The organism is Micromonospora haikouensis (assembly GCF_000876225.1).
GTDB lineage: Bacteria > Actinomycetota > Actinomycetes > Mycobacteriales > Micromonosporaceae > Micromonospora > Micromonospora haikouensis.
The window spans coordinates 2,559,754-2,572,391 of the sequence record NZ_JXSX01000001.1 but is presented as its reverse complement, the minus strand read 5'-3'; the positions used below and the strand labels follow the sequence as shown (position 1 = coordinate 2,572,391).

Sequence of the window (12,638 nt, the reverse complement as noted above, 5' to 3'; positions counted from 1 at the left end):
GCTGGACGCAGCGGTCTCCAGCTGGCAACGTCATCGGCTCGCGGTGGACGCTAACCGACCCGGCAGCCTGCTCACTTCCCCTAGCGGGCCCCTACCCACCCCTTAGTTCGCCGGTCGGCCGGCGGTGCCCGGCCCGTGGTCGGCGGGTGGCGTAGTAAGACTGCGGGGAATCTGTCGCCGGCCCCGCCGGGTCGCCCCACGCGAGGTGAGCTGTGTCCGACGTGCTCCTGCTGAACGGCCCGAACCTGGGCATCCTCGGTCGACGCCAGCCGGAGATCTACGGCACCGACACCCTCGCCGACATCGAGCGGGCGGTCGGCGAGGAGGTCGCCGCGCGGGGCTGGAACGTGGTGGCCGTGCAGCACGACTGCGAGGGCGCGCTGGTGCGTACGGTGCAGGAGCACTACGACACGGTGGGCGCGATCGTGAACCCGGGCGCGTTGATGATCGCGGGCTGGAGCCTGCGCGACGCGCTGGCCAACTATCCCCGGCCGTGGATGGAGGTCCACCTGTCCAACGTGTGGGCCCGGGAGAGCTTCCGGCACGACTCGGTGCTCGCCCCGCTGGCCAGCGGGGTCATCGTCGGGCTCGGCCCGCTGGGCTACCGGCTGGCCGCCCGCGCCCTCGTCGCCACGGTCGGCTGAGCCGGGCAGCCCGATAGGGTCCCCGGCGACCCGTCACCCCCTCCACTAAGGATGTTTCCGTGCGGACTCCCACCATCACCCTCAGCATCATCCTGGCCGCCGTGTTCATGGCCACGGCCGTGCAGAAGCTCGTCGGCGAGCGCAAGACCCGCGAGCGGATGGACCACCTCGGCGTCTCCGCCGGCCTCACCCGGGTCATCGGGGTGTTGGAGCTGGCGGCCGTCGTCGGCCTGCTCGTCGGGCTGTTCTGGCCGCTGGCCGGGCTCGCGGCGGCGGTCGGCCTCGTCCCGCTGATGATCGGCGCCGCCGGCTACCACCTGCGCGCCCGGGACCCGTTCGCGGTGACGGTGATGCCGATCGCGTTCGGGTTGGCGGCCGCCGCGCTCGCGGTGCTGCACGTGCTCCAGAGGTGAGACCGGTGCCCGGGGGCAGCGGCAGGGACCACGTCGGCGTCCTCGGCGTCGACATCGGCGGCACCAAGGTGGCGCTGCGCGCCGAGGAGTTCGCGGCCGGGCCTGCGGAGGGCGCGCACGCCGGGGAGGTCCGGGTCGCGACGGGAGCGGGCGTCCGGGCGTACGAGCGGGTGCTGACCTGGCCCGGCGGCGGCGTCGAGGCCGACGTGGCGGCGCTGGCCGACGCGGTCGGCGCACTGCGCGCGGAGTCGGGGCTGCGGTTCGCGGCGGTCGGGGTGGCGATGCCCGGCACCACCGGCCCGACGGGCCGGGTGGTCGTGTGGCCGGGCCGGCCGAGCTGGGCGGGCCTGCCCTTCGACGAGACGCTGCGCGGGCTCTTCCCGGGCAGCCGCACCGCCTGGGCCGACGACGGTGACCTGGCGGCGCTGGCCGAGGCCCGGCACGTGGGCGCGCAGGACGTCGTCTACCTCGGGGTCGGCACCGGCGTGGGCGGTGGCGTGGTGCTCGGCGGCCGGCCCCTGCCGGCGCCGGGCCGGGGCTCCCCCGAGGTCGGCCACCTGGTCGTCGACGTCGACGGGCCCCGGTGCGACTGCGGCCGGCACGGCTGCCTCCAGGCGGTCGCCTCCGGGCCGGCGACGCTGCGTCGGGCCGGCGCGGCCCGGGGCGGCGAGGTGGGCTTCGCCGAGCTGCGCGACGGGCTGGAGCAGGACCGGCCGTGGGCCCACGACGCGGTCCGACCGGCGGGTACGGCCCTCGCGGCGGCCGTGGTCAGCCTGGGCGAGCTGCTCGACCCGGCGGTGGCGGTGCTGGGCGGCGGCTTCGCCGCCGGGCTGCCCGGCTTCGTCGACCTGGTCGGTCGGGAGGTGATCCGGCTCGCCCGGCCGGGCCGCCCGGCCCCCGCCGTGCGGGCCGCCGCCCTGGGCGGGCTCTCCTCGCTGCACGGCGCGGTGGCGCTGGCCCGGGACCTGGCCGCGCCCCGCTGAAGCCGCACCGGCCCGGGTCGACCCGGGCCGCCCGTTCGACCGAGAGGAACGCACATGATCAGGATCGGTGTCGTCGTCGGCAGCACCCGGCCGGGCCGCAAGGCGGAGGCCGTCGCCGCCTGGGTGCGGGACATCGCCGCCCAGCGCGGCGACGCGACCGCCGATCTGGTGGACCTCGCCGATCACGCCCTGCCGCACCTGAACACGCCGCTGCCGCCGTCGATGGCCCCGTCGGGTGACCCGGCGGTGCGCCGGTGGGCCGCCCGGATCGCCGCCTTCGACGCGTACGTCTTCGTCACCCCGGAGTACAACCACTCCGTGCCCGGGGTGCTCAAGGACGCGATCGACTACCTCTACCGGGAGTGGCGGAACAAGGCGGCCGGGCTGGTCAGCTACGGGGTGCACGGGGGCACCCGGGCGGCCGAGCACCTGCGGCTGGTCCTCTCCCAGGTGGAGGTCGCCGACGTCCGGTCGCAGGTGTCGCTCTCCCTGGTGACGGACTTCGTCGACTTCACCGAGTTCCGGCCGGCCCCGGCGCAGGCGAAGGCGGTGGGCGAGATGCTCGACCAGGTGGTCGCCTGGGCCGGCGCGCTGCGCGTGCTGCGGGGGCGCTGACCCGGCCGCCGCAGACCCACCCCCACCAGCGCGGACGGCCGGGACGGCCGGCCGCGGCGGGGTGGGCATAGACTGCGGGCATGGGGCAGCATCGGTGAGCGGCGACGGCTGCCCCGCGCTGCCCACCGACCACGTCTGCTGGCGCCACGACGACCCGGCCGCCTTCGCCGCCGCCGCCCGCGCGTTCCTCACCGTCGGCCTCGTCGCCGGCGAGGAGCTGTGGTATGTGACGGAGCGGAATCCGGCCGAGGCCCGCGAGTGGCTGGCCGCCGTCCCCGGGCTGGCCGACGCCCTGCGCGACGGCGCCGCCCGGGTCGTCCCGCTCGACGGCACCTACGTCGACGGCCGGATCGCCGACCCGGCCGCCCAGGTGCGGGCCTACGCGGAGGCGACCGAGGCGGCCCTGGCCGCCGGTCACGCCGGGCTGCGGGTCGTCGCGGAGGCCACCGGGCTGGTCCGCACCCCGCGGCAACGGGTGGCCTTCACCCGCTACGAGCACCTGGTCGACGGCTACATGCGGGCCCACCCGTTCTCCGCCATGTGCGTCTACGACCCCCGCGAGCTGGGTGCGGCGGCGGTCGCCGAGCTGGCCTGCCTGCACCCGGCGGGCAACGCCGACGACGTGCTGTTCCGGCTCTACGCGGCGGGCCGGGGCCGGACGGGGCTGGCCGGCGAGCTGGACCTGTCGGCCCGCGACCTGCTCGCCACCGCGCTGGAGCGGGCCGCCCCCCGCCCGGTCGACGGGCGGCTGGTGTTCGAGGCGGCCCGGCTGCGCTTCGCCGACCACCGCTGCCTGCAACTCCTTGGCGAGTACGCCCGCAGCCGGGGTGCCGTGGCAGTGCTGCGCGGCCTGCGCGGAGCCGGCGTGGCCCGCCTCGTCGACCTGCTGGGCCTGCCCGGGATACGGGTGGAGGCCGCACGATGAGGACGGGCGCGGCGGCTGGTCACCTGGGCCACTTCCACGAGGCGGTCTGCTATGCCTCCGACGAGGAGTTGCTGACGGTCGCGGTGCCGTTCCTGCTCGGCGGGGTCGCGGCCGGGGAGCCGACCGTGGTGTCGCTGGGCGCGCACAACGCCGCCCTGGTGCGGGGTGCCCTGCCCGGCGGCTGCGGGGTCACCTTCCTGCCCGGCGACGACGTCTACGCCCGGCCGGCCGCCGCCATCCGCTCCTACCGCGAGATGCTCGCCGGGCACGTGGCCGACGGGGCCCGGCAGATCCGGATCGTCGGGGAGCTGCCGCCGAGCGCGCTGGGGGTGACCTGGGACTGGTGGGCCCGCTACGAGTCGGCGACAAACCACGCGTACGACGAGTTCCCGCTGTGGAGCATGTGCGCGTACGACACGCGCAGCACGCCCGCCTCGGTGCTGCGGGACGTGGCGCGCACCCATCCCCGGCACGCCACCCCGGACGGGCGGCACGTGCCGAGTCCCGGCTACACGGAACCGACCACCTACCTGCGGGAGAACCGGCCGGTGCCGCCGGACCCGCTTCAGTCGACGCCGCCGGTGGTCGAGCTGTCCGAGCCCACGGCGGCGCAGGCCCGGGCCGCCGTGCACGCCGTCGACGGGGGCCGGCTGCCCGTCGACGACGTCGAGGACCTGGTGGTGGCGGTCAGCGAGACGGTGACCAACGCGCTGCGCCACGGCCAGCCGCCGGTCTGCCTGCGGCTGTGGGTGGGGCCCGACCGGCTGGTGGCGACCGTCTCCGACGGCGGCGACGGGCCGAAGGACCCGTTCGCGGGTCTGCTCCCGGCCGGCGACGGCACGGAGGGGGGCCTCGGCCTGTGGATCGCCCACCAGTCCTGCAACCACGTGTCGGCGCACCGGGGGCCGGGCGGCTACACGCTGCGGCTGACGGCGGGCAACCCGCACTTCGTCGCCTGAGGCCGCCCGGCCCGCCGGCTCAGGGGATCGTCACCCCGTACGCGGCGAGGATCTCGCCGATCGGCTGGTAGTAGCTGGTGCCGCCGGTGGTGCAGTTGCCGCTGCCGCCGGAGAGGATGCCGACGATCCTGCCGGTGGCGGCGACGTAGAGCGGGCCGCCGCTGTCGCCGGGTTCGGCGCAGATGTTGGTGCGGATCAGCCCGCTGACCGAGCCCTGGGCGTAGTTGACGGTGGCGTTGAGCCCGGTGATGGAGCCGCACCGCACGCCGGTGGTGGCGCCGCTGCGGCAGACCGCCATGCCGACGACGGGCGCGGCGGTGCCGGTGACGGTCAGCGTGCCGGGGTAGGTGTGGACGGCGCTGGGGTGGGCGACCGTGGTGGAGGTGTAGCGGACGATGCCGTAGTCGTTGCCGGGGAAGCTGCTGCCGGCGCGGGAGCCGAGCACGCTGGTGCCGGCGCTGTCGGCGTACCAGGTGGTGGCGGTCGTCGTGCAGTGGCCGGCGGTGACGAAGTAGTAGGTGCTGCCGCTGCGGACGTTCGCGCCGAGCGAGCAGCGCCCGCCGCCGGCGGCGTAGACGGCCTGCCCGCCGGCGATGAGGGTGCTCAGCCGGCCCGGTTCGCGGCGGACCACGGCGTCGGTCCCGGCCAGCCGGGCGCGCAGGGCGGCCAGTTGGCGGTCGCTGACCGTGTCGTCGGCGGCGACGGTGGTCCGGCCGGTGACCGGGTCCACGGTCCACGCGGTGCCGGCCGGCGCGTCGGCGACGACGACCGGGGCGGGCGCGCCGGTCGGGGCGGTGGGGGCGGCGTGGGCGGCCACCGGCGGCGCGAGCAGGGGTACGGCGAGCAGGAGGGCGAGCAGGGGGAAGCGGCGCATCCGAACCTCCATGTATCGGCGTGCGTGGATGCGTACAGCTTCCCCGTCCGGACCCGCCCGGATCAAGTGCCCTGACGGTCGGCGACCACCACCGAGATGCCGTCGAGCACCCGTTGCAGGCCGAACTCGAACGCGTGCTCCGGCCCGTACGCCGCGCCGTGCGCCTCGCCGGCCGCGGTGCCGACCCGGGCGGCCGTCGGGTAGCTGCCCGACTTCATGAACCGCTCCAGCCAGGGCGCGTGCGACTGCCACCACTGGCCGTCGGTCATGCCGGTCTCGCGCTCCAGGTTCACCACGTCCAGCTCGGCCCGCGCCGCGCTCCGGACGTGGCCGAGGACCAGGGTGAGCACGGCGTCCATCTCGACGTCGTCGAGCCCGATGTCGGCCACGGCGCCCAGCTCGTAGTCGTACTTGGCGAGCAGGTTCGGGCCGAGCACCGGCCGGCTCGTCTCGGCGCGCAGCAGCCACGGGTGGGCGCGGTAGAGCCGCAGGTTCTCCCGCGCGATCTGCTCCAGCCGGGCCCGCCAGCCACCGGGCACGTCGGCCGGGCGGCTCATCTCGCCGTAGAGCGTGTCGACCATGACGTCGAGCAGCTCGGCCTTGCCGGGCACGTACGTGTAGACCGACATGGTGCCGGCGCCCAGCGCCTCGCTGACCCGGCGCATGGTGAGCGCATCGATCCCCTCGGCGTCGGCGATCTCGATCGCCGCCCGGACGATCCGGTCGACGCTGAGGCCGGGCCCGGCGCTGCGGCTCGCCGGCTCGCGGGTGCGCCAGAGGATGGCCAGGCTGCGGGCGGGGTCGACCTTGCCCTTGCGCGCGTTCGACATAGTGCCGCCATCCTAACGGCGGGATACCGTACCTCGTACGGGGCGAGCGACGGGCCGGTCGCCGGCCGAGCCAGAGAAGCGGCTCAGACGGCGTTGTCGGACAGATGCCGCCGGCAGGGGGCGCACCGGTACCGCACCGTCACCTCGGCGGCTCGTCCGCGACGTACACCCCACTGCCGGCGCGACCCACCGTCAGACCTCGATCACGGGTCAACTCCAGGGCACGCTGGATGGTCGACACGCTGACCGAATAGAGGTCGGCCAGCTCGCGCAACGACGGCAGCTTGGTGCCGGGCTGGTACTCCCGAGCGTTGATCCGGGCAGTCAGGTCGTCCGCGATCTGCCGCGACGACATTGGTATGGGCATGTGGTAATCCCTGCTGGCGTCGACACGGACCGGTACAGCGCATTGACCCGGCTGGGCCAGCCTGAGGAGAGGCAGCGCGCTACTCGACCTCTGCCACGAAGACACCCTTGCCCTGCTTGCCATACACCAAGCCGCGATCGTGCAGCAGACCGAAGGCCCGGTTCACCGTTGCGAGCGAGACGTGATGCTTCTCTGCGAGTTCAGCGGTGGAGGGCAGCTTCTCGTGTGCCTTCAGCTCACCGGACCTGATCTGCCCAGTGATGCCGTCAGCGATGCGGCGGTACTCAGCCTGCTCGTATGGCACAAAAGGAGTCTAGGCCCGCAAGGTCATCACCTACCACAAGATCCGCAATATATCAAGGTCTGACTTAAGTCAAGCTATGACGTATGTTTGCTCTACACACCAACCAGAAGGCGGGAGACATGGACAGCGACCAGGAGCAGAGTCGGGGCGAGCAGTTGCAGGAGGCCGAACGGGAGGCGGCCCGGCAACGCCTGCTGGAGTTGGCCGAGGCGGAGCGGATACCTGCCGAGGAGACCACCCGGGCAATACCCGACCGGCGGTGGCGTCGTGACCAACGATGACCTGCCGATAGGCCGCCGCATGGCCCGCCTGCGAAGCCGGCGGCACATGACCCAGCAGATGCTGGCCGACCGGCTCGGCAAATCCAAAAGCTGGGTCGACAAGGTCGAACGCGGCGTACGCACCCTGGACAGGTTCTCCGTCATCGCCGAGGTCGCCACCGTGCTGTGCGTCGACCCGACACTCCTGCTCGGCCGGGACACCCCGCCACCAACCGGCGGCGGATCGGTCGCGGCCGGGATCGACGCGGTACGCGCTGCCCTCGCCCGCTACGACACCGACCCGGACCACCCGGCGGCCACCCCGACTGGCGACCTGGGCGCACGGGTGGGGCATGCCTGGCTGGCGTACGAGCACGCCGACTACCCGGGCCTGCTGCGCGCGCTGCCCGGTCTGCTCGGCGACACCCAGCTCGCCCATGCCGCCACGGGGAGCGGCAAGACGGCCAGCCTCCTGGTGCAGGTGTACCGGATCGCCGCGTCGGTGCTGGTCAAGCTCGGTCAGGCCGACCTCGGCTGGTTCGCCGCCGACCGAGCGATGGCCGTGGCCAGCAGCGACCCGCCGCTGTCAGCGTCGGCCGTCGTGCCGCTCGGGCAGGCGCTACGCGCCCTCGGCTGTGCCCGGCTGGCCCTGGCCGCCACCGTCCCCGCCACGCACCGGATCACTGCCGCTCGACCGCCCGACGACAATCCCGGCATCCTGCTGCTGCGCGGGGCCCTGCTGGTCGAGGCCGCCCGCGCCGCCGCAGCCTGCGGGGACGCGGACGGCGTGCGGGAGCTGCTCGACCAGGCGACCAGCATCGCCGCGCAGGTCGACGGCGGCGACGACCCGCACCGCGTCGGCTTCTGCCCCGCCACCGTGACACTGGCCCGGGTCACCGCCGCCGCCGACCTCGGCGACGCCCACGGGGCCGTCACCCGGCACGCCGAGGTCATCGCCCTCGGGCAGTGGCTGCGGCTGCCGGTCGAGCACCGGGCGGCCTATCTGTTGGACGTCGCGCGGGCGCACCTGATGGTGGGCGACCTGCTCGCGGCGGGACGTACCCTGATCCAGGCGGATCGGACCGCGCCCGGCGAGGTCCGGTTGCGGCCGGCGGCGCGTACGGTGATCGCCGAGCTGACGCGCGGCGGGCCGCTGCCGGCCGACGTGGCGAGCCTGGCCACGGCCCTCGGCCTCCCGGCGTGACCGGCCACTGCGGTTGGTGGTCAGTCCTTGGGCAGGTCGAGCAGCGCGTCCGCCGGGTCCGGGCCGGGCGGCCCCGCCGGCCACCACTGGCCCGCGCGCCTGCGGAATGGATACCAGCGGCCGTCGCGGCCGTAGCGCACCTGCGCGTCGCGGCCGACCGTCCACCGGTTGCGCCAGTTCTTCACCTCGGGAGCGGCCCCGTCGACCCCGCCCGCCTCGCGCAGCGCTTCGGTGGACCGGGCCACCAGCTCCCTCGGCGGGCTGAACACCGCGTCGACGACGTCCACGCCGGCCGCGCCCGCGTAGTCCCATGCCTTCACGGCCCGGGGCAGGTCGGCGGCCCGGCCGCTGGCCTCGCCCAGCCGCCCCGCCGACGCAGATCGCGGCATCCGGGCCGCCAACCGCACCGCGTCGCACCAGGCGTCGGGCTCGGGGGCGAGCGGTCCCGCCTGGGTCGCGCCCGGAGGCGACGACGCCGGTCCCGATCCGGTCACGGCGAGCAGGTCCCGGGCCCGGTGCGCCGCGTCGGCGGCGAGCGTCCCGAGCGCCTCGGCGTCGAGGCCCGCCGCCTCGTGCCCGGCGAGTAGCGGGGCGAGGGCGAGGGGCTCGCCGGTCACCGGCCCCGGCGGCGCGGGCAGGGCGGCGGGCGGCGCGGCGTACGCCTGCTCGGCCGGGGTGCCGGCCGCCTCGTCGGCGGCGTCGGTGGCGACGGACCGGCGGGCGTTGCGCCGGCGCAGGTCCGCCATCAGCTCCGCCTCGCCCCGACCGCGCATCAGCAGCAGCACGAACGGGTCCCGGTCGAGCAGCCACGCCGCCTGGTACGCGAGCGCGGCGGCGTGCCGGCACGGGTGGTCCCAGGACGGGCAGTCGCACTCGGGGTCGAGGTCGCCGTAGCCGGGCAGCAGGCGCACCCCGGCGTCGTCGGCGGTCTGCACCAGGTCGTGGGGCATGTCCCGGTCGAGCAGGGCCGCGATGTGCCCGGCCTTCGCGGCGACCCGGTCGAGCAGCCGGTCCCACTCGGCCGCGGCGAGGGTGCCGACGCGTACGACGGTGTCGTGCGGGGTGTACTGGTCACCGTCGTGCACCCCGGCGGAGATCCGGCCGGGGCTGACGGTGATCGGCCCGACCTGCCCGGCGAAGGCGTACCGGCGGCCCTTTCTGAGCTGCTCCGGGTCCAGCGCGGTGCGTTCCATCGACTCGATCCAGGCGTTACCCCACCAGGTGTCGGCGAACTTCCGGCCGACCCGCCGGCCGGGGGCGAGCCTCGGGAAGCTGCGCGCCCGCCGCTCGTCGGCGGACAGCTCCGTGTCGTCCTCGGGCTCCCGCTCGTCGTCGGCCTCCGCCTCGTCGAAGTCGTACTCGATGTCGAAGTCCACGTCGCGGCCCCTCATCCCTCGTGGCGCAGTTGCACGAGCCGGAGCAGCTCGGCGTCGGAGAGTTCGGTCAGGGCGGTCTCGCCGCCGGTGAGCACCGCGTCGGCCAGCTCCCGCTTGGCCTCCAACAGCTCGGCGATCCGGTCCTCCAGGGTGCCCTGGGCGATCAGCCGGTGCACCTGCACCGGCCGGGTCTGGCCGATCCGGTACGCGCGGTCGGTGGCCTGCTCCTCCACGGCCGGGTTCCACCACCGGTCGTAGTGGACGACGTGGTCGGCCCGGGTCAGGTTCAGGCCGGTGCCGGCCGCCTTGAGCGAGAGCAGGAACACCGGCACCTCGCCGGCCTGGAACCGGCGCACCAGTTCCTCGCGCTGCGGCACGGGCGTGCCGCCGTGCAGCAGTTGCGCCGGCACCCCCCGCTCGGCCAGGTGCCGCTGGAGCAGCCGGGCCATCTGGACGTACTGGGTGAAGACCAGCGCCGCGCCGTCCTCGGCGAGGATGGTATCCAGCAGGTCGTCGAGGAGTTGCAGCTTCTCCGACCGACCGGCGAGCGGGCCGTGCGCCTCCTTCAGGTAGTGCGCCGGGTGGTTGCAGACCTGCTTGAGGCCGACGAGCAGCTTGAGCACCAGGCCGCGCCGGGCGATGGTGGTGGTGCTGGCGCGGATCTCGGCGAGCACGTCGGCGACCACCCGCTGGTAGAGGGCCGCCTGCTCGGCGGTGAGCGACACGAGGTGGTCGGTGACGGTCTTCGGCGGCAGTTCGGGGGCGATGCCGGGGTCGGACTTGCGCCGCCGCAGGAGGAAGGGGCGGGCCAGTCGGGACAGCCGCGCCACGGCGGGGCCGTCGCGGTCCACCTCGATCGGCCGGGCCCAGGTGGCCCGGAACGCGCCGACGGAGTCGAGCAGGCCGGGGGTGGTCCAGTCGAGGATCGCCCACAGCTCGGAGAGGTTGTTCTCCACCGGCGTGCCGGTGAGCGCGACCCGGGCCCGGGCGGGGATCGCCCGCAGCGCCTTCGCGGTGCCGCTGAGCCGGTTCTTGACGTACTGCGCCTCGTCGGCGACCACCAGGCCCCACCCGTGGCCGGCGAGGTGGCCGGCGTCGACGCGCATGGTGCCGTAGCTGGTCAGCACGAACCCGCCGGTGAGCCCGTCGAGGGACCGGGCGGTGCCGTGGAACCGGCGGACGGTCGCGCCCGGGGCGAACCGCCGGATCTCCCGCTCCCAGTTGCCGAGCACCGACGCGGGGCAGACGACGAGGGTGGCCCCGGCGGTCGCCGGTTCCGCCTGGCGGCGCAGGTGCAGCGAGATGACGGTGACGGTCTTGCCCAGGCCCATGTCGTCGGCGAGGCAGCCGCCGAAGCCGAGCGAGGTCATCCGCTCCAGCCAGCGCAGGCCGCGTAGCTGGTATTCGCGCAGCGTGCCGTCGAGCGCGGCCGGGGGCTCCAGCGACTCGGGGCCGGCGTCGGGTTCGGCGATCCGCTCGCGCAGCGCGCCCAGCCAGCCGTCGGCGACCACCTCGACCCGTTCGCCCTCGACCTCGGTGCTGGCGATCAGCGTCGCGGCCAGGGCGTCGTAGGCCCTGCGCGGCTTGAGCTGCCGCTCGCGGGCCTTGCGGGCCAGCTCCGGCTCGACCGCCACCCACCGGTCCCGCAGCCGGACGATCGGCCGGGACTTCGCCACCAGGTCCATCTCGGCGTCGGTCAGCGCGTCGCCGGCCAGGGTGAGCTGCCAGCTCAGCGGCATCGGCGCGGCGGAGCGGAAGAACTCCGCCACCTCGGCGGGCCGTTCCGGTGGGGAGCTGACGAGCACCCGGGCGGCCAGCTCGCGGGAGATCCCGGGCGGCCATTCGACGTCGATGCCGGCGGCGGCGAGCCGCGCCTCGGCCCCGCCGAGCAGGTCGACCAGGTCCTCGTCGAGCAGCTCCAGCTCGACCGGCGCGGCGTGGTCGAGAAGCCGCTCCAGCGGCTGCCACACGGCGGCGGCGCGGCGCACGGCGAGCATGGCTTCGAAGGTGGCCTGCTCGCCGAGGCCGTGCCCGTCGCCCTCCCACAGGGCCGCCGCGTCGGCGACCAGCGTCGGGTCGGCGAGGCTGCGCAGCCGCACCACGGCGGCGAGGGGCGTGCTGCCGAGGTCGCCCCGGCCCTCCAGCCGCAGCGCCACCCGCAGGCCGGTGTCGACGCCGGCGGAGACCTCCCGCGCCCAGTCGCGCAGGTCGTCCACCGGCTCGGGCTCCAGGCCGGTGAACCGGGGGTCGCCGGTCAGCCACGTCGCGGCCGGGGTGCGCGGCAGCGTGTCGGCCACCGCGTCGAGGAAGGCGCGGACCAGCCCTTCCGGCTCGGGCAGGGCAAGGTGTTCGGCAGCGGCGTCGACCGGTATCGCCCGCGCCTCGGGCGGCATCGCCGCCGCGAGGGCCCGGATGCGTTCCACGTCGGCCACGTCGAGGGGGCCCACCCGCCAGGCGTCCCAGCCCTGCGGGGAGACGCCGGGCAGGATCCGCCCCCGGGCGGCCAGGTGCAGGCCGGTGACCGCCACCGCCGACCAGAACGCGGCGGCGGGAGTGGGGTCGTCGGCGTCGCGCAGCGCGGCGAGCTGCCGGACCGCGTCGCCGACCGGCACGGCGCAGGCGGGCACCGTCCAGGCCGCCACGGGGCCGTCGAGCCGGAGGGCGAGGTCCAGCTCGCCGCACTCCCCCAGCGCGTCGAGCTCCTCGGGCAGCGCGTGCCCGGCGGGGTCGTAGAAGCTGACCGTGCCGGCCCGGGGCGGGTCGCCCGGCTCGAAGACGACCGCGAACCGGCCGAGTCGCACCGTGCCTCCTGCGGTGGTCGGGCGGGCGGCGACCGCCCGCCGAGGGAAGGACAACCCTAGCGTACGTCGTACCGTAAGCGGCA

General features: G+C 75.4%; 14 protein-coding genes. 8 read left to right on the top strand and 6 right to left on the bottom strand.

Translation table 11 applies throughout. The features are described 5' to 3' along the window. Positions 1–212 precede the first annotated feature (212 nt). The 6 genes from TK50_RS11290 to TK50_RS11265 all read left to right on the top strand — a co-directional run bounded on the left by TK50_RS11290 (position 213) and on the right by TK50_RS11265 (position 4,539). A complete protein-coding gene (locus TK50_RS11290; protein WP_043962699.1) occupies positions 213–644 on the top strand; it encodes a type II 3-dehydroquinate dehydratase in 432 nt (143 codons plus the stop codon). 59 nt (positions 645–703) lie between these two features. Continuing rightward, positions 704–1,057 carry a DoxX family protein gene (locus tag TK50_RS11285; RefSeq protein WP_077937001.1) on the top strand — a complete coding sequence of 118 codons (354 nt, stop codon included), beginning with the start codon at positions 704–706 and terminating at the stop codon, positions 1,055–1,057. Between the two features lie 5 nt (positions 1,058–1,062). Further along, entirely contained in the window at positions 1,063–2,040 is a 978-nt protein-coding gene (locus tag TK50_RS11280) for an ROK family protein (protein ID WP_043962698.1), read from the top strand. A gap of 54 nt (positions 2,041–2,094) precedes the next feature. Next, positions 2,095–2,655 (top strand): NADPH-dependent FMN reductase, encoded by a 561-nt coding sequence (locus TK50_RS11275; RefSeq protein WP_043962697.1) that lies wholly within the window; start codon positions 2,095–2,097, stop codon positions 2,653–2,655. A gap of 94 nt (positions 2,656–2,749) precedes the next feature. Next, positions 2,750–3,580, top strand: coding sequence for an MEDS domain-containing protein (locus TK50_RS11270; RefSeq protein ID WP_043962696.1), 831 nt, complete (start codon positions 2,750–2,752; stop codon positions 3,578–3,580). Beyond that, positions 3,577–4,539 (top strand): anti-sigma factor RsbA family regulatory protein, encoded by a 963-nt coding sequence (locus TK50_RS11265; RefSeq protein ID WP_043962695.1) that lies wholly within the window; start codon positions 3,577–3,579, stop codon positions 4,537–4,539. Before TK50_RS11270 ends, TK50_RS11265 begins: the two co-directional genes overlap by 4 nt. Positions 4,540–4,558: 19 nt before the next feature. Here TK50_RS11265 and TK50_RS11260 read toward each other — a convergent pair whose 3' ends face one another. The 4 genes from TK50_RS11260 to TK50_RS11245 all read right to left on the bottom strand — a co-directional run bounded on the left by TK50_RS11260 (position 4,559) and on the right by TK50_RS11245 (position 6,914). Then, positions 4,559–5,413, bottom strand: coding sequence for a S1 family peptidase (locus tag TK50_RS11260; protein WP_043962694.1), 855 nt, complete (start codon positions 5,411–5,413; stop codon positions 4,559–4,561). Between the two features lie 62 nt (positions 5,414–5,475). Further along, positions 5,476–6,243: a TetR/AcrR family transcriptional regulator gene (locus tag TK50_RS11255; protein WP_043962693.1), complete on the bottom strand. Its 768-nt coding sequence runs from the start codon at positions 6,241–6,243 to the stop codon at positions 5,476–5,478. 139 nt (positions 6,244–6,382) lie between these two features. Next, complete coding sequence (locus TK50_RS11250) at positions 6,383–6,610, bottom strand: GntR family transcriptional regulator (protein ID WP_043962691.1); 228 nt, start codon at positions 6,608–6,610, stop codon at positions 6,383–6,385. A 79-nt stretch (positions 6,611–6,689) separates the two neighbouring features. Next, the gene (locus TK50_RS11245) at positions 6,690–6,914 is read right to left on the bottom strand and encodes a GntR family transcriptional regulator (protein ID WP_043962690.1); all 225 of its coding nucleotides are present in this window, start codon (positions 6,912–6,914) and stop codon (positions 6,690–6,692) included. A gap of 119 nt (positions 6,915–7,033) precedes the next feature. Here TK50_RS11245 and TK50_RS34385 point away from each other — a divergent pair, with 119 nt between their 5' ends. Both TK50_RS34385 and TK50_RS35410 read left to right on the top strand, forming a co-directional pair. Continuing rightward, entirely contained in the window at positions 7,034–7,195 is a 162-nt protein-coding gene (locus tag TK50_RS34385) for a hypothetical protein (RefSeq protein ID WP_199485999.1), read from the top strand. Positions 7,196–7,214: 19 nt separating this feature from the next. Beyond that, positions 7,215–8,378 (top strand): helix-turn-helix domain-containing protein, encoded by a 1,164-nt coding sequence (locus tag TK50_RS35410; RefSeq protein WP_043962688.1) that lies wholly within the window; start codon positions 7,215–7,217, stop codon positions 8,376–8,378. 20 nt (positions 8,379–8,398) lie between these two features. Here the strand turns inward: TK50_RS35410 and TK50_RS11230 are convergent, their stop codons facing one another. Both TK50_RS11230 and TK50_RS11225 read right to left on the bottom strand, forming a co-directional pair. Further along, positions 8,399–9,754: an SWIM zinc finger family protein gene (locus TK50_RS11230; RefSeq protein WP_241773971.1), complete on the bottom strand. Its 1,356-nt coding sequence runs from the start codon at positions 9,752–9,754 to the stop codon at positions 8,399–8,401. 11 nt (positions 9,755–9,765) lie between these two features. Further along, a complete protein-coding gene (locus TK50_RS11225; RefSeq protein WP_043962687.1) occupies positions 9,766–12,555 on the bottom strand; it encodes a DEAD/DEAH box helicase in 2,790 nt (929 codons plus the stop codon). Between the last annotated feature and the right edge of the window lie 83 nt (positions 12,556–12,638).

What these genes read in the sequence shown, in the direction of transcription:
- TK50_RS35410 (WP_043962688.1), top strand. Translation starts at nt 7,215, where the DNA reads ATGGCCCGCCTGCGAAGCCGGCGGCACATGACCCAGCAGATGCTGGCC.
- TK50_RS34385 (WP_199485999.1), top strand. Translation starts at nt 7,034, where the DNA reads ATGGACAGCGACCAGGAGCAGAGTCGGGGCGAGCAGTTGCAGGAGGCC.
- TK50_RS11265 (WP_043962695.1), top strand. Translation starts at nt 3,577, where the DNA reads ATGAGGACGGGCGCGGCGGCTGGTCACCTGGGCCACTTCCACGAGGCG.
- TK50_RS11260 (WP_043962694.1), bottom strand. Translation starts at nt 5,413, where the DNA reads ATGCGCCGCTTCCCCCTGCTCGCCCTCCTGCTCGCCGTACCCCTGCTC.
- TK50_RS11255 (WP_043962693.1), bottom strand. Translation starts at nt 6,243, where the DNA reads ATGTCGAACGCGCGCAAGGGCAAGGTCGACCCCGCCCGCAGCCTGGCC.
- TK50_RS11250 (WP_043962691.1), bottom strand. Translation starts at nt 6,610, where the DNA reads ATGCCCATACCAATGTCGTCGCGGCAGATCGCGGACGACCTGACTGCC.
- TK50_RS11275 (WP_043962697.1), top strand. Translation starts at nt 2,095, where the DNA reads ATGATCAGGATCGGTGTCGTCGTCGGCAGCACCCGGCCGGGCCGCAAG.